This is a genomic window from Robertmurraya massiliosenegalensis JC6 (assembly GCF_000311725.1).
In the GTDB taxonomy this organism is placed as follows: domain Bacteria; phylum Bacillota; class Bacilli; order Bacillales; family Cytobacillaceae; genus Robertmurraya; species Robertmurraya massiliosenegalensis.
The window spans coordinates 213,760-232,416 of sequence record NZ_HE978514.1; the positions used below are offsets into that span (position 1 = coordinate 213,760).

At 37.1% G+C, this 18,657-nt stretch carries 25 protein-coding genes and 1 riboswitch; of the genes, 7 read left to right on the forward strand and 18 right to left on the reverse strand.

Annotation, left to right across the window (positions count from 1 at the left end; genetic code table 11):
• On the reverse strand, positions 1-142 hold a 142-nt coding region (locus BMSHG_RS27625; RefSeq protein ID WP_235776392.1), incomplete at its 3' end, for a transposase.
• A gap of 1,153 nt (positions 143-1,295) precedes the next feature.
• Positions 1,296-1,439 (reverse strand): hypothetical protein, encoded by a 144-nt coding sequence (locus tag BMSHG_RS28260; protein ID WP_019155169.1) that lies wholly within the window; start codon positions 1,437-1,439, stop codon positions 1,296-1,298.
• Between the two features lie 215 nt (positions 1,440-1,654).
• On the opposite strand from BMSHG_RS28260, the gene BMSHG_RS14510 reads away from it, so the two are divergent.
• The 6 genes from BMSHG_RS14510 (at position 1,655) to BMSHG_RS14535 (ending at position 6,927) form a co-directional block, all read left to right on the forward strand.
• The gene (locus BMSHG_RS14510; RefSeq protein ID WP_019155170.1) at positions 1,655-2,758 is read left to right on the forward strand and encodes an amino acid ABC transporter substrate-binding protein; all 1,104 of its coding nucleotides are present in this window, start codon (positions 1,655-1,657) and stop codon (positions 2,756-2,758) included.
• Positions 2,759-2,865: 107 nt separating this feature from the next.
• Positions 2,866-4,032 (forward strand): amino acid ABC transporter permease, encoded by a 1,167-nt coding sequence (locus BMSHG_RS14515; RefSeq protein ID WP_019155171.1) that lies wholly within the window; start codon positions 2,866-2,868, stop codon positions 4,030-4,032.
• Between the two features lie 10 nt (positions 4,033-4,042).
• Positions 4,043-5,245, forward strand: a complete 1,203-nt coding sequence (locus BMSHG_RS14520; protein ID WP_019155172.1) for an amino acid ABC transporter permease — start codon at positions 4,043-4,045, stop codon at positions 5,243-5,245.
• Positions 5,246-5,258: 13 nt separating this feature from the next.
• Positions 5,259-6,038, forward strand: a complete 780-nt coding sequence (locus tag BMSHG_RS14525; RefSeq protein WP_019155173.1) for an amino acid ABC transporter ATP-binding protein — start codon at positions 5,259-5,261, stop codon at positions 6,036-6,038.
• A gap of 67 nt (positions 6,039-6,105) precedes the next feature.
• A riboswitch (guanidine-I (ykkC/yxkD leader) is annotated at positions 6,106-6,203 on the forward strand.
• Positions 6,204-6,271: 68 nt separating this feature from the next.
• Entirely contained in the window at positions 6,272-6,613 is a 342-nt protein-coding gene (locus BMSHG_RS14530; protein WP_019155174.1) for a DMT family transporter, read from the forward strand.
• Positions 6,613-6,927 (forward strand): DMT family transporter, encoded by a 315-nt coding sequence (locus BMSHG_RS14535; protein WP_019155175.1) that lies wholly within the window; start codon positions 6,613-6,615, stop codon positions 6,925-6,927. Before BMSHG_RS14530 ends, BMSHG_RS14535 begins: the two co-directional genes overlap by 1 nt.
• A 38-nt stretch (positions 6,928-6,965) precedes the next feature.
• Here BMSHG_RS14535 and BMSHG_RS14540 read toward each other — a convergent pair whose 3' ends face one another.
• The 11 genes from BMSHG_RS14540 to BMSHG_RS14590 all read right to left on the reverse strand — a co-directional run bounded on the left by BMSHG_RS14540 (position 6,966) and on the right by BMSHG_RS14590 (position 13,444).
• Positions 6,966-7,478: a hypothetical protein gene (locus BMSHG_RS14540; protein ID WP_019155176.1), complete on the reverse strand. Its 513-nt coding sequence runs from the start codon at positions 7,476-7,478 to the stop codon at positions 6,966-6,968.
• 17 nt (positions 7,479-7,495) lie between these two features.
• Positions 7,496-7,810 (reverse strand): hypothetical protein, encoded by a 315-nt coding sequence (locus BMSHG_RS14545; protein WP_034658933.1) that lies wholly within the window; start codon positions 7,808-7,810, stop codon positions 7,496-7,498.
• Positions 7,811-7,851: 41 nt separating this feature from the next.
• Positions 7,852-8,250 (reverse strand): DUF3221 domain-containing protein, encoded by a 399-nt coding sequence (locus tag BMSHG_RS14550; RefSeq protein ID WP_019155178.1) that lies wholly within the window; start codon positions 8,248-8,250, stop codon positions 7,852-7,854.
• 29 nt (positions 8,251-8,279) lie between these two features.
• The gene (locus BMSHG_RS14555) at positions 8,280-9,083 is read right to left on the reverse strand and encodes a hypothetical protein (protein WP_019155179.1); all 804 of its coding nucleotides are present in this window, start codon (positions 9,081-9,083) and stop codon (positions 8,280-8,282) included.
• A 69-nt stretch (positions 9,084-9,152) separates the two neighbouring features.
• Complete coding sequence (locus tag BMSHG_RS14560) at positions 9,153-9,581, reverse strand: DUF4275 family protein (RefSeq protein WP_026073472.1); 429 nt, start codon at positions 9,579-9,581, stop codon at positions 9,153-9,155.
• A gap of 27 nt (positions 9,582-9,608) precedes the next feature.
• Entirely contained in the window at positions 9,609-10,880 is a 1,272-nt protein-coding gene (locus BMSHG_RS14565) for a hypothetical protein (RefSeq protein ID WP_019155181.1), read from the reverse strand.
• A gap of 20 nt (positions 10,881-10,900) precedes the next feature.
• Positions 10,901-11,242: a hypothetical protein gene (locus BMSHG_RS14570; RefSeq protein WP_019155182.1), complete on the reverse strand. Its 342-nt coding sequence runs from the start codon at positions 11,240-11,242 to the stop codon at positions 10,901-10,903.
• A gap of 101 nt (positions 11,243-11,343) precedes the next feature.
• Positions 11,344-11,766 (reverse strand): VOC family protein, encoded by a 423-nt coding sequence (locus BMSHG_RS14575; protein ID WP_019155183.1) that lies wholly within the window; start codon positions 11,764-11,766, stop codon positions 11,344-11,346.
• Positions 11,767-11,848: 82 nt separating this feature from the next.
• Positions 11,849-12,337: a VanZ family protein gene (locus BMSHG_RS14580; protein ID WP_019155184.1), complete on the reverse strand. Its 489-nt coding sequence runs from the start codon at positions 12,335-12,337 to the stop codon at positions 11,849-11,851.
• A 19-nt stretch (positions 12,338-12,356) separates the two neighbouring features.
• Complete coding sequence (locus BMSHG_RS14585; protein ID WP_019155185.1) at positions 12,357-13,121, reverse strand: VanZ family protein; 765 nt, start codon at positions 13,119-13,121, stop codon at positions 12,357-12,359.
• Complete coding sequence (locus BMSHG_RS14590) at positions 13,073-13,444, reverse strand: PadR family transcriptional regulator (RefSeq protein WP_019155186.1); 372 nt, start codon at positions 13,442-13,444, stop codon at positions 13,073-13,075. Before BMSHG_RS14590 ends, BMSHG_RS14585 begins: the two co-directional genes overlap by 49 nt.
• Positions 13,445-13,642: 198 nt before the next feature.
• Between BMSHG_RS14590 and BMSHG_RS29460 the strand changes: the two genes are divergently transcribed.
• Positions 13,643-13,777 carry an Imm64 family immunity protein gene (locus BMSHG_RS29460; RefSeq protein ID WP_148346963.1) on the forward strand — a complete coding sequence of 45 codons (135 nt, stop codon included), beginning with the start codon at positions 13,643-13,645 and terminating at the stop codon, positions 13,775-13,777.
• Between the two features lie 293 nt (positions 13,778-14,070).
• Here the strand turns inward: BMSHG_RS29460 and BMSHG_RS14595 are convergent, their stop codons facing one another.
• From BMSHG_RS14595 to BMSHG_RS14615, 5 genes are all read right to left on the reverse strand, one after another.
• Positions 14,071-14,523, reverse strand: a complete 453-nt coding sequence (locus BMSHG_RS14595; RefSeq protein WP_019155187.1) for a DUF7878 domain-containing protein — start codon at positions 14,521-14,523, stop codon at positions 14,071-14,073.
• Positions 14,524-14,549: 26 nt separating this feature from the next.
• Complete coding sequence (locus BMSHG_RS14600; RefSeq protein WP_019155188.1) at positions 14,550-15,389, reverse strand: undecaprenyl-diphosphate phosphatase; 840 nt, start codon at positions 15,387-15,389, stop codon at positions 14,550-14,552.
• Positions 15,390-15,486: 97 nt separating this feature from the next.
• The gene (locus tag BMSHG_RS14605) at positions 15,487-16,056 is read right to left on the reverse strand and encodes a hypothetical protein (protein ID WP_019155189.1); all 570 of its coding nucleotides are present in this window, start codon (positions 16,054-16,056) and stop codon (positions 15,487-15,489) included.
• A gap of 50 nt (positions 16,057-16,106) precedes the next feature.
• The gene (opuFB, locus tag BMSHG_RS14610) at positions 16,107-17,612 is read right to left on the reverse strand and encodes an osmoprotectant update ABC transporter permease/substrate-binding subunit OpuFB (protein WP_019155190.1); all 1,506 of its coding nucleotides are present in this window, start codon (positions 17,610-17,612) and stop codon (positions 16,107-16,109) included.
• Between the two features lie 4 nt (positions 17,613-17,616).
• Entirely contained in the window at positions 17,617-18,570 is a 954-nt protein-coding gene (locus BMSHG_RS14615) for an ABC transporter ATP-binding protein (protein ID WP_019155191.1), read from the reverse strand.
• Positions 18,571-18,657 lie beyond the last annotated feature (87 nt).

Genomic DNA, 18,657 nt, shown 5'->3' on the forward strand with positions numbered 1-18,657 from the left:
AATATCCATTGCGGTAGTCACGACGTAGACTAGACCGTTCATAAGAACCGGCCTGTAAATAGTCATCGCGTTCTTTTTCCATAAAAGAATTCAACACCAGGACGATAGACGCTTTGATCACAGCGTCTATATTAGAGTTCATAACGTATTCTTTTAAATCATCGATATTTAGGTTAAACTAAAATTGAGTCATAATTAATTCCCTCCACATTGTTTTCGTCGCTGATAACATTGTTGACAAAAGGAATTAATTTGACTCTTTCTTTTTACACAATTATATGGACTTAATCGTTCATGAGGACTAAGTCAGGCGAAAATCAGGAATGTTTGTCCTCATAAGGGGTTCATGAGGACAATGTCGGGCGAAATCCAAGAAAGTTTGTCCTCATAGAGGGTCCATGAGGACAATGTCGAACGAAATCCAAGAAAGTTTGTCCTCATAAGGGATTCATGAGGACTAACTCAGGCGAAATCGAGGAAAGTTTGTCCTCATAAGGGGTTCATGAGGACAAAATCGAACGAAATCCAAGAAAGTTTGTCCTCATAGAGGGTTCATGAGGACTAACTCGAACGAAAATCATGAAAGTTTGTCCTCATAGAGGGTTCATGAGGACTAACTCGAACGAAATCCAAGAAAGTTTGTCCTCATAGAGGGTTCATGAGGACTAACTCGAACGAAAATCAGGAATGTTTGTCCTCATAGAGGGTTCATGAGGACAATGTCGGGCGAAATCCAAGAAATTCTGTCCTCATAGAGGGTTCATGAGGACAAAGCTAGGCGAAATCCAAGAAATTCTGTCCTCATAAGGGGTTCATGAGGACAATGTCAGGCGAAAATCAGGAAAGTTTGTCCTCATAAGGGGTTCATGAGGACAATGTCAGGCGAAAATCAGGAAAGTTCGTCCTCATAGAGGGTTCATGAGGACAATGTCGAACGAAATCCAAGAAAGTTTGTCCTCATAGAGGGTCATGAGGACAAAGTCAGGCGAAAATCAGGAAGGTTTGTCCTCATAGAGGGTTCATGAGGACTAACTCGAACGAAAATCAGGAATGTTTGTCCTCATAAGGGGTTCATGAGGACAATGTCGAACGATATCTAAGAAAGTTTGTCCTCATAGAGGTTTCATGAGGACAAACTCGAACGAAAATCGAGGAAAGTTTGTCCTCATAGAGGGTTCATGAGGACAATGCCCTTTCATTTTTAATCAACTATGATTAAGAAGGCGGTATTTATCAACAGTAAGAGAACGATTAAGAAATCCGATAATAAATAGAAGGAAAATGTCCGCTTAACATTAGATTGCAACAAAATTTATGAAGTCGCGCTTCAACAGAAAAGCAACTATTTTTTCTCCTCTAGCTTTACCATGACCTTGAGACAAGATAGCAAATTCTGCAATTCCAATCAGCGATGCTTCATCTAATTCCTGTTTCAACATATTTTGAAACTCTAAATTTGTAAGAATACCTTACACGAATATTCTGAATTATTAAAATTCAGTATTGATCCATCTAGGAAAATAGGTATAATTAATTACATAACATGTTATATAAAATGACATTAGAGAGTATCGCAGATTTTCATATGTCACTTTTTATAACATTTAACAACTGGTGAGTCACTACATAAACTCAAAAATTAAGGGGGAAGAAGATGAGGAAAAAGTCATCGTTATTCGTTTTTTGCTTATTAATGGTATTTGCTCTCGCCTTAGTTGGCTGTACGAAGGATGAGGAAGCTGGAACTGGAACAGAAGAAGAAGGTGGTACTACTACTGATTCATCAGGTGGTACAGCAAGCGCATCTGGTTCAATCTTAGAAACGGTTGAAAGCAGAGGAAAATTAATTGCTGGGATTAATGATGCATTACCTGGATTTGGCTACGTAGCTTCAGACGGAAAAAATACTGGATTTGATATTGATTTCGCGAAGGCGATTGCGGCAGGTGTCCTTGGTGATGCCGAAGCAGTCGAATATCGTCCCCTATCTGCCCAAGAACGTTTTACAGCTGTACAAACGGGTGAGGTAGATGTTTTAGTTCGAAATACCACATGGACCACGAACCGTGATTCTGAAGTAGGTTTGAACTTTGCACCAGTCACTTTCTATGACGGTCAAGGAATTATGGTTCCAGTAGATAGTGGCATTGATAGCTTAGAAGATTTAGAAGGAGCTCGTATTGGAGTTGAAACTGGTACGACAACTGAATTAAACTTAGCTGACCAAATGCGTGCAAAAGGAATTAACTTTGAAGCTGTTGTAATGGATAGCGCTGATGCAGTTGTAGCTGCCTATGAATCAGGAAGTATTGATGCATGGACAACGGATAAATCAGGTTTAGTCTCTCGCCAATCAATCATGCAAGACCCGTCAGCCCACAAAATTCTTACAGAAACCATCTCTAAAGAACCTCTAGCTCCTGCTGTCAAAGGTGGCGATGACAAATGGTTCGATGCTGTGACATGGATTGTCTTCGCTACTATTCAAGCAGAAGAGTTTGGGATTACATCAGCAAATGTAGATGACTTCCTAGATGATGAAAATCCAGACATCAAGCGCTTGCTTGGAACAGAAGGAAATCTTGGCGAGCAATTAGGTTTACCAGCCGATTTTGGCTACCAAGTGATTAAACAAGTTGGAAACTATGGAGAAATTTATGACCGTCACCTTGGGCCAGATACAGTATTTAAACTTGATCGTGGTCTAAACGATCTTTATACAAATGGTGGGCTACTGTACTCCGCTCCGTTCCGTTAAGATCAGAAAAGTTGAAAAGGTCTGCTATTTTAGAGGCTTCTCTAAGGGCAGACCCTTTTTTATAAGAAACGATATCTCTAGAATATTTAAAAAAGAGGTGACCGATCATGAAAAATGCCGTTACTACACCTTTTTGGCGCGATAAAAGGATTGTTCCTATCCTCTTGCAAGTTCTGTTCGCAGCACTCGTATTGGCTGGTGGGTATTACTTTGTCACAAATGCCATTACAGGGTTGCAACAAATAGGAATAAACTTAGGATTTAATTTTTTGAAAAACACATCAGGGTTCACCATTTCAGAATCGATGATTGATTTTCAACCGACAGATACATACGGAAGAGCGATCGTTGTCGGGATTTTAAATACATTACGGATTGCTTTTTTTGGAATTATTCTTACGAGTATTATTGGGCTGTTCGTTGGAATTGCTAAACTCTCAAATAACTGGCTTGTCAGTAAGCTAGCAACTGTATATATTGAGATATTTCGAAACACCCCTCTTCTTGTACAAATTTTCATTTGGTTTTTCGCAGTCCTCCTCCCACTTCCAAGAATTGAAGAAGCATTAAAGCTCGGACCTGTTTTTTTCTCCAATCGCGGCATTGCCGTACCTTGGTTCGAAACCCATTCAAACACCATGATTTGGGGAGTCACCATACTCATAGGACTCATTATTGCATTTATCCTGTTCAAGGTATTAATGAAAAAGCAATTAGAATCTGGAAAAAGAAAATACCCATTTATTTCTGCAATCGTTTCGTTCATCGTGATCATGTTGGCCACATTTATTTTCACAAAGAGCGGTCCAGTTTCCATTCATACACCAGCCGTTGCAGGAAGAGGTTTTACAGGTGGGTACACTCTATCACCTGGTTACTCAGCCATTTTGATCAGTCTCGTTATTTACACATCAACCTTTATCGCTGAAGTCATTCGCGCCGGGATTCAAGGGGTTCCAAAAGGTCAAATTGAAGCAGCAAAAGCGTTAGGACTAAAGAATTCTACAACACTACGTTTAGTTATTTTTCCACAAGCCATTCGTATCATTATTCCGCCTTTAACGAGTCAATATTTGAACCTCGTCAAAAATTCGAGTTTGGCGGTGGCAGTTGGATTTCAAGATATCGTCAGTGTTGGTGGAACCGTTATGAACCAAACTGGTAGAGCAGTAGAAGTGATCGCAATCATGATTGCCGTATATTTAACTTTTAGTTTAATCACCTCAATCCTGATGAATATCTTTAACAAAAAAGTTCAATTGGTGGAAAGGTAGGTGAAGAAATATGGAAGAAATAAAGTTAGAAGCAAATAAAGAGTTACATATAATAAAACCTCCGAGCACGCAAATAGGTGCACTGCAATGGATCAAAAAAAATCTTTTTAGCAGTTGGTCTAACGGACTATTAACGATTATCTCAGCAATCGTTACTGGATATATTCTCTTTAATACTTTTCAATTTATTTTCACAGCAGACTGGTCCGTCATTGCTGTCAATTTCCGCTTATTAATGATCGGGCAATTTCCAGTTGCTGAAATATGGAGAGTTTGGACGATACTAGGTGTTCTAACCGTGTTACTCGGGTTCTCTTGGGGTCTGTGGAAAGGTTCAATGGCCCATGTTGCTGTTTCGATCGGTGCGATCATGGTCATCATGCTTGCAATGCCTTTTATCCAAATGAGTACGCGATTGATACTAGGAGGAAATATAATACTCCTATTTCTCACCTTCTTTATAGGCACAAAGCTTCCTAAATTGAAAATACCAGTCATTGCTGTTTGGATCCTTTATATTCCATTGGCTATTTTTATTTTAAATGGATTTGGATTATTAGCCCCTGTCTCCTCAAATATTTGGGGCGGATTTTTATTGACCCTTTTAATCGCAAGCGTGGCCATTGTTGTCTCCTTTCCAATTGGTCTCTTGTTGGCTCTTGGAAGAAGAAGTTCATTACCGGTGATCAAGTATTTTTGTGTGATTTACATCGAGTTTATCCGTGGAATTCCACTTATTACCGTTTTATTTATTGGACAATTAATGATTCCGTTGTTTTTAGGGAGTGGAGTAGAATTAAGCAATGTATTGCGGGCAATGATCGGGATGACTCTCTTCAGCGCCGCTTATTTAGCTGAAAATATTCGTGGCGGCCTACAATCTCTTCCACGAGGCCAATATGAAGCAGCACAAGCTCTAGGGTTAAATAAAACGTATATGATGACTTTCGTTATATTGCCTCAAGCATTGAGAGCCGTGATTCCAGCTTGTGTCGGTCAATTTATTTCCATCTTTAAAGACACTTCCTTAGTAGCGATTGTAAGTTTAACTGATTTATTAGGAATGGGACAAAAACTTGTCGCCAACCCAGAATTTCTCGGAAAACAAATGGAAGTCTTTGTTTTTGTAGGCTTTGTTTATTTTATCTTCTGTTATTTAATGTCACATGTGAGCCGCCGTTTAGAAGTATCACTTGGAGTCGGACAACGATAAAGGGAGTGAAAAAATGGAGAGTGTTTTTGCAGTTGAAAAATTATCAGCTCCTCTTGAAGAGCGTGAGGATATTGTTACCGTAAAAGACTTGAATAAATGGTTTGGAGATTTACATGTTTTGAAAAACGTCGACCTCACCGTAAAGCAAGGTGAAGTGGTCGTTATATTGGGTCCCTCTGGTTCTGGAAAATCGACTTTTATCCGAACTCTTAATGCACTTGAAGAGTTTCAAGAAGGTGAGATTATTGTTGACGGAATAAACTTGACCAACGACTTACGAAATATTGAAGAGATACGGAAAGAAACTGGGATGGTTTTTCAATCTTTTAATCTATTTCCACATATGACCATTTTGAAAAACATCTCATTAGCTCCTATTTGGGTACGTAAATGGAAAAAACAAAAGGCGGAACAAATTGCTTTGGAATTATTAGAGCGGGTAGGTATTCCTGAGCAAGCAAACAAATATCCAGGACAATTATCCGGTGGTCAGCAACAACGGGTAGCGATAGCAAGAGCTTTAGCCATGAGACCAAAAATCATGCTATTTGATGAACCGACTTCAGCACTCGATCCAGAAATGGTTAAAGAAGTACTTGATGTTATGAAAACACTAGCTGAATCTGGGATGACCATGCTAGTCGTAACCCATGAAATGGGGTTTGCTCGCCAAGTTGCAGACCGTATTGTTTTATTTGATTATGGTGAAATTATCGAATCAGGACCACCTGAACAAATCTTTGATCACCCACAGCATGAACGAACAAAATTGTTTCTATCACAAATTTTATAAAATGTTTCCAAAACGATCCTCTTGAAGAATTTTTATAGGTGTGTATAATAAAAAGCAATTGAAAATTTCAAAGGTTTTCTAGGGTTCCGCAAATTTATTTGGTCTGGTCCGAGAGAAAACTCACAGCATTTCGCTGTGTCACGGAGGGACAAAAGCCCGGGAGATTCTGTTATTAACAGCATTCTCTCAGGGCTTTTTTTTTGTTTGGTTAAATTTCAAAGGAGGTACTTAAATTGAATCAAAATTGGATTTTATTAGTTGTTGCTGCCATTTTAGAAGTGTTCTGGGTGATCGGCTTAGCCCACGCTTATAGTGTTTGGACTTGGATCGGAACGATTATAGCACTCATTATCAGTAATTACCTGATGATTTCAGCAGGTCGAACGCTACCCGTTGGAACCGTCTATTCGGTATTTGTCGGGCTCGGAGCAGCAGGCACTGTTATTTCTGAAATTTTATTCTTCGACGAACCCTTTAAATGGGAAAAAATCGTTTTAATCGCACTATTATTAATCGGTGTCATTGGCTTAAAAGTAGTTACGGATGAAAAATCCGTGAAAGGAGCTGAATCTTAATGGCTTGGTTTACATTAATCATTGCAGGTTTTTTAGAAGCATTTGGCGTGGCTATGATTAATCAATGGCATACAAAAAGAAAATGGACTTCGTTAGTCCTTCTTTTTATCGGCTTCGGATTAAGCTTAGTTTTATTAAGTTACTCCATGCGTGTGATCCCAATGGGAACGGCTTATGCCATTTGGACAGGGATGGGCGTAGTTGGTGGTACAATCATTGGAATGTTTTTTTACGGGGAATCAAAAGATTGGAAACGACTATTTTTTATCGGAATTGTGATTAGTTCAGCAATTGGACTTAAGCTAGTTTCATAAATTTATAGCGTCTCGAATAGACTCGAGACGCTTATTTCTTAGACCAAAAAATCTTTCCCATTCTGCATAAAATCGACTAACCAGATCATTCCCATAAATAAGGTCCATACGAGGAGCGGAATGGCTAAACTTTGAAGGGTATTCACCCATCTGTAATTGTCTCTTTTTTTCATTAAAAATCTGTCCACCGCGAAATACACAATGGATGCAAAAAGACTGATCCAAAGCAAAATCGAACCAAAGAGTAAATGAAACGCTGCTGCAATCCATCGTTCTATTCTTCTTAATTTGCCTCTAGCTATTAATTTTGCGAGAAGATCACTGATTAACGATGTGATGGTTCCATAAATGAAAATAACAGGAAAACTATAGATTAAGTATACTGGAGTGACCATTATAAAGGCCCACAAGTAATCTTTTATGGAATTGATTTCATCCCCAAAGGGAGATGGCATGACCAGCCCCATCAAGATGGCGAATAAAGAACCTGCCATTGCTGCGGTTATAAGTTTTCTAGGCAATACGTTAGTTGTGATATCTTTTATGTCCAAGGTTCTCCCACCTTACCTCATTTACCTATTCTTTTTCTCTCCATAAAATCTTCTTCAATGATTTCCGTTTCAGGAGATAAAAGTGATTGGAATTTATTAAATAACTCTTGAATCTCTTTATCTTCATTTATAAGATCGATGCTCTTTTTATACTCATTTTCATCTTTATAAGTTGAGATTTCTAACCATTTCGTTGCATCTTCTTTACTATTTATATACACGGTTTGGAAATCTACATATTGGCTGTAAATTTTAATTGCCTGATCTTGTATTCTCAAGTATTCTTCTATTTGATTCAACTGTATATGGTATTGATAGATTTTAACGAACAAGACCTCACCCCTTTTCATAGTCAGTTCCAACACCTACATTATTACTCATCAGAAATCTCTTCAATGTGATAGGCTGAAATTCTTGCTGGAAAAGATTCTCTTAAGAAATCGCCATGAACGCGAATCTTTTCGTTAATGTTGAGACCTTTTAATATTCTCTTATCCTCTGCATCCTTGTGAACCGTCACGATAATTGTGGAATATCCATAGTCCGAAGTAAGCATACCCTTTATCCTTTTTCCCATACTGACTGGTTCATCCGATATCCAAACTTCACCTGACCTTTTTGAAACAACATAGCCTTCTACAGTATATGTATCTAAATAGTCAGAAATTTCGGTAGAGATTTCGCTTTTTGAATCAGATTCTTTTAAAGTAAAAGAAATAACTAATCCCATAAAAATAGCAAGCAATAATCCTAGGAAAATTTTATTACTCAAGGCTCCCCACCTATATTTTATTAAGAAAATCACACAATGCTTCCCCCATGCATAGAGAAGATATAAAATTCATCCTCATCTGATAAGGTCCAACCATCAAAAAAGGAGCTGGCATGGAAAACATCCAAGAAGAATTCTCCACATTGGACGATTAGTAACGGGCACTGTTCAAGTAATTGAACATCTTCGATGGTTTTACCTACCAAGAGTTCCTTCACAGACTTCCACTCTCTTTGATTAGAGTTCACATCTGTTTCCCCTAAAAGGATCACATCAGCGTTACGAATTCGCCATGGACATTCAATTGTCAATGCTCCCTTTTCAAATAAGATGGTTAAATGAACGTCTGTTTCAATAGCCGTTATTTTTTGCCCAATAAATTCTTGAAAAGTGATACTGCTAATTTTTGTATGCCATAATTTTCGTGCACACTGAACAATCATTTCACGAACTCTCTCGATGGACAAACCATGCACATTGTCTCCATACTCAAAATCATCAATCGCATCACTTACTTCTTGCCAATTCATCTGTTCATCAAGTAAGTCATTTGCTACAGCACAGGCATAAATCTCTTTTACAATATGGAGTGAATTCTGATTTGGAAGCAATAATTTAGAATGTAGGGATTTCATATGATAACTTGCACATTCTTCTTTCGATGGTGCCTCTCTCTGGATCGCCTTCATTGCATCATCAAACATCTTTTCCATTTCAAAAAGATTTAGATGCTTCACGGCACTCATACTTGATAACTTTTTAATCTCAAGTACCTCTCTATATAAAGAATCCACAGCCCATTCAATATAGTCAGTGGGCTCCACCGTATTCATATATTTCTTGTAATATAGCTCTAGTAATTCTATTTGAAACCCTCCTTTGCACGATTAGCACCATGTCCATTACTTTCTTGAAAAATAAGGACCAAGATAACCGCTATCATGAGTTCTGACATAGGTCCAATTAAAATCCTTATCTACTACATAGACATCCTCTTCAACTTTAAAATCATCTGCTATTACAGTTTCAGCATTTTCAAGAATATAAGCATCGTCGTAATGCTGAAAAAACACATAGCAAAACTTCTTTTTTTCCTGTTTAAAAGCTTTGTCTGCCTCTTCCAGTTGCAAGAAATTCCTTTTTTCATAACTAAAGACATGCCATAGATAACCACTAGCCCAATGACTAGAATATAAGTAAATGTCTTCCTTCTCTTGCACAGTCAGATGACTGACAAACTCGTCTTCCCACTGTTTACGTAAATATGTCCCCCATTTAGGGATTTCCCTTACCTTCACTCTTTTTCGTTTTAGAGCTTGAACGAACTCAATTCGATTCTCCAAATAAATACCTTCTTTCTACAAATCATCTAATAAAACCAACTCTCCACTTCCTGCATGAACTCCATATTGACAATCCAATTTTCCACATAATAGATATTTCTTACGTTCAAAATCATAAACATAATAAGGCTTTAACTCAAATCGGTCTTTAAGCTTTTCGAAAGCTTCTTCCTTCGTAATAGCTACCGTTTCCGCAACCGCAAATTCATTAAAGACCTCCAACATCATGTTATTATCGATCATATTTATCGCTTTTTCTTTTTCAGCATCGATGACGACCATCAATTTTCTCTGGAATACACGGTTTGTTTGCTCATTAGCTCGAATGATCGCATGAATAAATCTTTTCTCCCGGTGTAGTGTTTTCAATTTCCACTTCCCAGACTCATCTGGATATTCTTGAGCTAATACCTCTTTTACGACCCTTAAACATATTTCTTGTTCATCTTTGCTTATAGGAAACGAATCTGGAGCTGGTTCAGAAGAAAAGGCTTGTTCTGCCGTGACATCTTCACTCCAATCAAGCACTTCTCTTTCAATTGACTGATGGATTGGTTTCTCCCATACGATCGTTTCATCTATTTTTAAATAACCTCTAGAATCAACGATCACTTCAAAAGGAATAGTGGACATTTCATCATTCGTTACATATATTTCTTCAAGCGTATAAACAGGATAGAGCTTTTTCTGTTCAAATGAAGGAAACTCTAGTAATCTCAATTGTTCCCTTTGCAAATTTTCCAATTTTTCAAGAGAAAGTGAAAACGTTTCTTCCTGAACTAATTCTTTACGTGGAAAATGTCCATAAACCGAAAACAAGAGGAGTTTTCCATCGTGATTGACTTTAAGTTCAATGAATCCAGAAGGTGATACTGCTACACCCTTGTAGCACTCTTTAAATCGATATTCCCCTTCTTCTTGCATATCAAATTGAAATTGCTCTCCATAAATGAGTCCTGTTTCCTTCTCGATCCACTTAACAATGTCCTCGAGCTCGGCATTCACAAACTCAATTCCGTTCTTTGCGTACGTTTTCTCCATCACAAAAATAACACGTTCAACCTTACCTGTTTGAACGTTGAGCGAAATTGATGCAGTCCCATCAGGGTTTGAATCTTCATCGTCTCTTTCCTCTACATGGTTAGGAAACCACTCCATCGAGAAGGTATAATCCGTTTCGTTAAAAATAGTAACCTGCCTCGAAAACGACTGTTCGACTAAATGATAATCCTCTAGACCATATTTTTGCTTCGTTGAATCAATCCACTCTTCTATTTTTGATTTCATAAATAAAACTCCTCATTGGTCTATTTACTACCAGCATACAATTTAGCACTAGTTGATGGTACAAATTTTATGTGAAACGTATTTCCAATCTCTTGTTTCACTTTTTCTGTTAACGTTTTTCCAACTTGATTAAATACATCTTCTAATTCAAGACCATTTTCTACCAATCTATCTGTGTTCCAATCAATCCACTCTCCATAAGAATGACTCCATGAAATTAATCGCTTTATTAAATCATCTGAAAGTGGTAAAGCTTCTATGTCAATGTTACAGCCACACTGTTCACACCAAAAAGGATCCGCACCGACATCCCCTTCGATTTTCAATTTCGTCCATTCTCCTTTTTCACAGCAACAATTCAATTCTTTACCCCTCCATTATAATTTTGCCTTATACAAAATTATACAATATTTCCCTATAACAAAACCCTATTCCTTTTTAAAAGAACAGGGTTTTACCATTCTTATTCTACTATCGTAGAGATCTGCCAAACAACTCCATACTTATCCTTTACTTGCCCATACGATGGACTCCATGGTGTTTCTTGAAGCGGCATGATGACTTCTCCACCCTTTTGAAGCTTCTCGTAAACTTCCTTCGTCTTATTTACATCATTAATCATCACAGCTACATCCACTTGCGCTCCTGTTTCATACGGTTGACCTGGAAATATATCTGATAACATCAGAAACGTATTCCCAATTCTTAAATTGGCATGAACGACCCGATCCTTCGCTTCTTCAGGAAGTGGAAATTCTGGATTCTCAGGAAATTCCCCGTAAGTTTGAACTCCCAAATTTTCTGCATCTAATGCATCTTCATAAAACGATACAGCTTCCTTCGCATCACCATTCATTCTTAGGTAGGCATGAACTCCTAGAATCATAGCATACACCTCTTTCAAATATTTTTATGTATTATTAACAAAGATATACACTCGTATTAGTCTTTCCATTAAGTCGATCCATTTAAACGCTCAAATATTCTTGTCTTTTTTCCTTATATTTAATAACTAACATAACAGGAATATACCCAACTACCCCTCCAACTGTATTTAAAATCAAATCATCCACATCAAAGCTTCCAAACTTAAAAATAAGTTGAAGTAGTTCGAATGTGAGACTTAGACAAAACGTTGCAAGGGCAATTTTTTTGAAACTATGAAACTTAGAGAACAATAACGGGAAGAGCATACCAAAAGGTACAAATCCAAGAATATTTCCCGTTAAGTTTTCAACCCTTATATCGAAGTTGATGTCATTAGCAAAAAATAAATAATAGCCAATCGTTTTAAAGGGGATAAAATTGTGAGTATTCCATACGAATCCCTCATAACTAAAGGTAAAACGACTGATAATATCAGGAATACTCAAATACTTAAATAAAATAAGCCATGAGAGTATGAATAAGTAAAAGCCAAAAGCAATGGATAAGCATACTTTCATTATCTTTTTCATTAACACAGTCTCCTTCATTTTATATCGTTCTTCGGAATAAACTCCCTTTTGATAACGATATTGCACCGTTTATAAACTTTAAAAGCAAGAAACCAATAATAGCGCCAAAGGTATTCAATATGACATCATCAACATCAAACTGACCAATATTTAGACCAAGTTGTAGAATTTCAATTGAAAAACTGATTACGATTGAAGCAGCTATTATTTTTGACATTCCATTATATTTTTTAAATAACAACGGAAGAAAAATTCCTAATGGTAAAAAAATTAATAGATTCCCTAATGTGTTATTAACGATAATATCCAGATTAAAACGATCCGCTCCATTTATGTATGTCATCGTATTTTTAAAAGGAATGACATTCGTGTTGTACTTTAAAAAATCAAAAAACCTCTCTGAATCCATTGAAGTAATAACATATCTATTAAACGTATCACCATTTATGTAATAGTCTGTAAGCCGAATGATGATTCGTTGAAATAGCAGCTTAAATAGAATAATAAACGAATAAAGACCAAATAAAATCCAAGTCCCGATCTTAAATACTTTATAAAATGGAAAAAGGGATTCTTGCAACCCATTTGTTAATTGTTTTTGTTCTCCGAAGCTTTCCAGTGCCTTTTGTGTTGCTTCTTCCTTTGAGAATCCTTGCTCTATATATTCATTCTTCAACAAATATAGGTGATCTATCATTTCATCGATGATGTCTCTTTTTTCTTCCTCCTCACAATTTAGGCTGACTGTAATTTCAGCAATATAGGATTCAATAGTTTTATCCAAGCCGTTCCCTCCGAACACACTTTAATTAGGTTATTAATTTGCTGCCATTCTGTTAATTTCTTTTCTAATTCCCGTTTCCCATTATCGGTAATTCGATAATATTTTCTTCTCCCGCCATTCTCAGCACTATCCCAATAGGACAGAAGCCAATCTTTGCCTTCAAGGCGTTTCAATGCAGGATACAACGTTCCCTCACTCATATTGTAGAGCTCATTACTATTTTGTTTTAACGTTTTAACAATTTCATAGCCGTACATATCTCGCTGATTTAAGAGGGATAGAAGCAAAATATCGATACTGCCCTTCATAATTTCTTTATCCATCCTCTCACCTCACCTTCTAATATATTCCATTTACATCGTATCACGATGATACCTCGTATCGCAAGGGTGTATAGTAAAAATTTGTTAGCCCAACTACAATGGATGCTGTTAAATTACTAGTCCGTTATATTAGGGAGGGTACGTAAATATCGGGATTGTATGTGGAAAGGCGTACCACGTAAGGGATCCTTTTAAAAAATACTCAATTTCCTCTTAGATAAAAATGGGCATGTATCATCCTTAAAATATGCTATGGATATAGATGGAGAGCAGTGGATGGAGCACAAGATTCAAGATAATATGTTCCATATCCCTTTACTAAATGAGTATTAAAGAAAAGGAATTAAAAAAGCGAAAAATAACAGGAAAATTTCCGCTTAATTAGCAAATGTCATGGAAATGAACTGAAATAGCAGGAGAAATTCCTGTTATCGCTTCCAAAAATGTGAAAATAGGCATTTTGGGTCTTCATAAGGGAAAAAATTTCCGTTATTTCCTCTCATACAAGCCCTAATGAGGCATTTAACGGAAATTTCTCCGCTTACTTTCAGATGAATAAATAGCATACTTTCTATTCATAAAAAAAGGATTGGATCACGGCTGATCCAATCCTTTTTCCCATTCTTTTAAATTCCAAAAAACCCTGATTTTCTATTTAAGAATCCGTCGATATCAAAACCATACGTCCTCAGCAATTCTTCATTCAACTCGTGTAAAAAGGTTTCAACTTCTGCCGTGATCGTTTCAATAGTTAAAAAATCGCGAGATTCAAAAAGCTGCCAAATGGAAAATAACATCCAACCTTGTTCGCCTCTATTATTGAACGTTAATAACGGACCTTCCCGTTCATCATGTTCGATTGTATAATAGGAAAAATCGCGGACTCGATCCCATTTTGTTAAGGCTACTCCTAATTCTAGAAGAGCAAGAGAGGGTTCCTTAAAAAAACATTTATCGTTTATATAGACTCCAAATTCTCCTTGAATATCAACCAACAATTTCCCATTTCTTTGTTTGATTAATTTTCGATCGACAAAGGCCTCTTTATCTAGTTTGAATTCTAACTTTAAAGTGTTCATCTCTTCACCTTCACTGGTTCTTCTAATTAGAAATAGAGGAAGTAAATAACCACGACGAGAATAATACGATAAATCGCAAACGGAATTAATTTCACTTTATTGATTAATTTTAGGAAGAATCGAATCGAGAGTAAAGCAAAGACAAAGGCACTAATAAACCCAACAATGAAGAAAGGAAGGGCGTCTATTGTGAAGTACTGCCAATTCTTTAATAGTGATAAGAAACTTGCTCCAGCCATAATCGGCACTGCCATAATAAAGGTGAAATCTGAGGCAGTACGGTGATTCATTCCTAACAATACTCCACCAGAGATCGTTGCACCTGATCTTGAAAAACCTGGCCATAGTGATAAACATTGAATCAAGCCAACAGCCAATGCTTGCTTATAACTAATTTGATCAACTGAAACAATTTGAGGATTTTTTGTTCGAAAAAGATCGGCGATAATCATAAAAATCGCTCCAATTAATAAACCGATTAATACCGTTTTTGTCGTAAATAAATTTTCATCAATATAATCTTCAAATAGAACACCGAATACTCCTGCAGGAAGTAGGCCTACAATTATATGAGTAAGCTTGAGATGACTTGTTACTTCTTGACGTTGCTCGCCTTTTTTGAAAATGCGATTTAGACCTAAAAGATCAATAAACCGATCTTTGAATACAATGACAACAGCTAAAATAGAACCAAGCTGAATCACGATTTTAAATGTGTTGGCTGCTGATTGCCCTAAAAATTCGGTTGACTTTAACCACATGTCATCAACAACAATCATATGACCTGTTGATGACACAGGGGCAAATTCTGTTAATCCTTCTACCAATCCAAGTATTATTGCTTTTAGTAATTCTATGAAATCCATTCCGTTGACTCCTTACCATTCGTTTGCGAATTAGTTGTTAAGACTTACCTTAGTATTTTAATGCTATTTCAAATGAAAGTATAGTTACATTAACATTTCAAATAGTAGCAGCAATATAATAAAAGGTAATTATAATCAAGACCAATGCGAGGATAATTCCGATAGCAATCGAAAGGAGATTCATCTTCCAAGTATGCCCGTTAAAATCTTGGATTGAGGTGGACCGATCCACTTTTTTGAAATGAATCATCATTCCTACATTCAGAAACAGCATTATGAAAAATACGATCACGCCCATGAACATAAGGTCTGTTTGAAAAACAAGCTCTGAGCCAAACCAATAAGAATTCAAAAAGAACAAACCGCTTAAGATTAACTGCCAAACATTGCTTACTTTTCGCTGTTTAGACCACTCTCTTCCCATTTTTTGCTTTTCATATATGGCGATCTTCTCAAAAATCGGAATGATTGATTTCGTAGAATCTCCCTTAATAAAGCCGTAAATTGCTTGGATAAAGATGATTCCTCCAAGGAAAACATACATATGTGAGATAGTAATAGTAAAACTACTCATAATCAATAAATAGATAATCATTACGACAATCAACACAAAATTTGTAACCGCCGCCTGTTTCATCCTCATGCTTCTTAATTCTGTTCGTTCCATCGTCTCTCCCTCTCTACAACTTTTTTATCCGTCTTGCTGTTGAGATGTGCCTAACGAAGTCCCTCTTTTTCCAAAAACGTCTCTGCCACCTCTCTAGGGCTTTTTCTTTCAACATTTACCTCATAATTCATTTTTCTCATTTCATTATCGCTTATTTTTCCAGCCAATTTGTTTAAAGCAGAGACAATTTCTGGATAACTTCGAGCGGTCTCTTCTCTCAATAAAGGTGCACCTTGATATGGTGGGAATAAAAGTTTGTCATCTTCTAACACTTTCAGTTCATATTGTTGTAACTCACTATCGGTGGAGTAGGCGTCAACCAAATTTATCTCACCTGATTCAACTGCTACATAGCGCAATTTCGGTTCCATCGTGACCAGATTAGGAAGCGTTATCCCGTATAGCGATTGAATTCCTACATAACCGTCTTCCCGATCAGAAAACTCCAATGTAAAACCAGCGTGAAGCTGATCTTCAATTCCCTTCAAATCAGAAATGCTTTCCAAGCCAAATTGTTCAGCTACATCACTCGGCACTGCTAAAGCGTAAGTATTGTTATACTGCATCGGTTCAAGCATGACCATATCGAACTGTTCTAACATCCCAACTTTTGCCTGCTGGTATACTTCTTCACTCTCCGTGCTACTAGCCGTTTCTTTTAGAAACTCTGAAATCGCCGTACCTGTGAATTCGGGATAAATATCAATATCACCAGAATCAAGAGCATTAAAGACGAAAGAAGTTTTTCCTAGCCCAGGCTTTAATTCCACTTGCAGATCGGTAGCATCTTCAATAAGGATTTTATAGATATTAATTAAAATTTCTGGTTCTGATCCCAATTTTCCAGCGACCACTATTTTCTCGTCCTTTTGCCCAATTAACGGTTCTACAATGAGGATAATCGCTAATAATGAAATCGCACCAACTGAGACAACCGCTTTTTTATAGGAAATTTTCTCAAATATTTTTAGTAAAAGGTCAAACAGAATTGCGAGTAACGCTGCTGGTATAGCCCCTAGTAAAATCAATTGAGGATTATTTCGATCAATACCTAAAAGGATGATATCCCCCAGTCCTCCAGCCCCAATCAGTGCAGCCAATGTAGCCGTTCCTACGATTAATACCATTGCTGTTCGGATGCCAGCCATAATAACAGGCATGGCTAAAGGCATTTCCACTTTCAGCAGTCTTTTTCGGGAATTCATCCCCATGGCCCTGGCTGCTTCGATTAATGATGGATCGACTTCTTTGATCCCGGTATAGGTATTTCTTAAAATCGGCAGCAATGCATATGCTACAAGTGCGATCGTTGCCGGCACCCTTCCAATACCGAACAACGGAATGAGAATACCTAATAGTGCTAGTGAAGGGATCGTTTGGATGACTGATGTGATCCCGATGATTCCTTCTGCGATTTTTTTATGTCTCGTAATATAAATTCCCAGTGGAATCGCAATTACAACCGCAAAGAAAAGGGCGATAAAGGAAAGCTCGATATGCTCCAATAGCGCACTCAATAATTGGCTTTTTCTATCTTGAAATATTTCTATCAGCATTTTGTTAGACTCCTTCCCTCAATAGATTCGCAGATATATATTTCATGACAGCACTGCGATTTATGGAGCCCATGTGTTGACCGTCTTTTTCTATGATCACTTTGTCGTGTTCTGTTAATATATCCACGATCTCTTTCAATGGAGTGGACACGGATGCTACTACTTCAATCGATAATGCTGCAGAATCTAGCGGTTCCATCAATTCTTCCAAGTTATAGATATTCGTCACTTTTCCGTATTTACCACCAACAAACTCTTTCACAAAATCATCGGCAGGATTTGTGACAATCTCATGGGGAGTCCCGATTTGAACGACTTTCCCTTCCCTCATAATACAAATACGATCTGCTAGTTTCAGAGCTTCTTGCATATCATGGGTTACAAACACTGTTGTTTTTTTGAGATTTTTTTTCAAAGCTAACATATCATCCTGAAGCTTTTCTCTGCTGATTGGATCTAATGCACTGAAAGGTTCATCCATTAAAATAATTTCAGGATCGGCAGCAAGGGCACGAATCACCCCAATACGTTGTTGCTGACCACCTGATAGTTCACTTGGTTTCCGATGAGCATAGGTATGATAATCTAATCCCACCATATCCATCAGTTCATGAATTCTTGCTTTAATTTGTTCTTTTTTCCACTTCTTCATTTCCGGGACAATCGCAATATTCTCCTCAATTGTCATATGTGGAAAAAGGGCAATTTGCTGTAGGACATAGCCAATATTCCATCTTAATTCATGAATGTCATACTCACTTATTTTCTTTTCATTGATATAGAGTGTCCCATCTGAAAGTGGAATTAGTCGATTAATCATTTTCAAAGTCGTTGTTTTTCCACAACCACTTGGTCCAATCATGACAAAAAATTCGCCTTGTTCAATCTCGAAGTCTACTGAATTAACAGCAACTGAACCACCTAAAAATTCTTTCGTTACATTTTCGAATCTAATCATAGAATGATTTCTCCTTGTTTATATTGACATTCCATATTTTTCATTTTCCCATATTGTTGACCGATGATAAAATAATTTCACTTATCT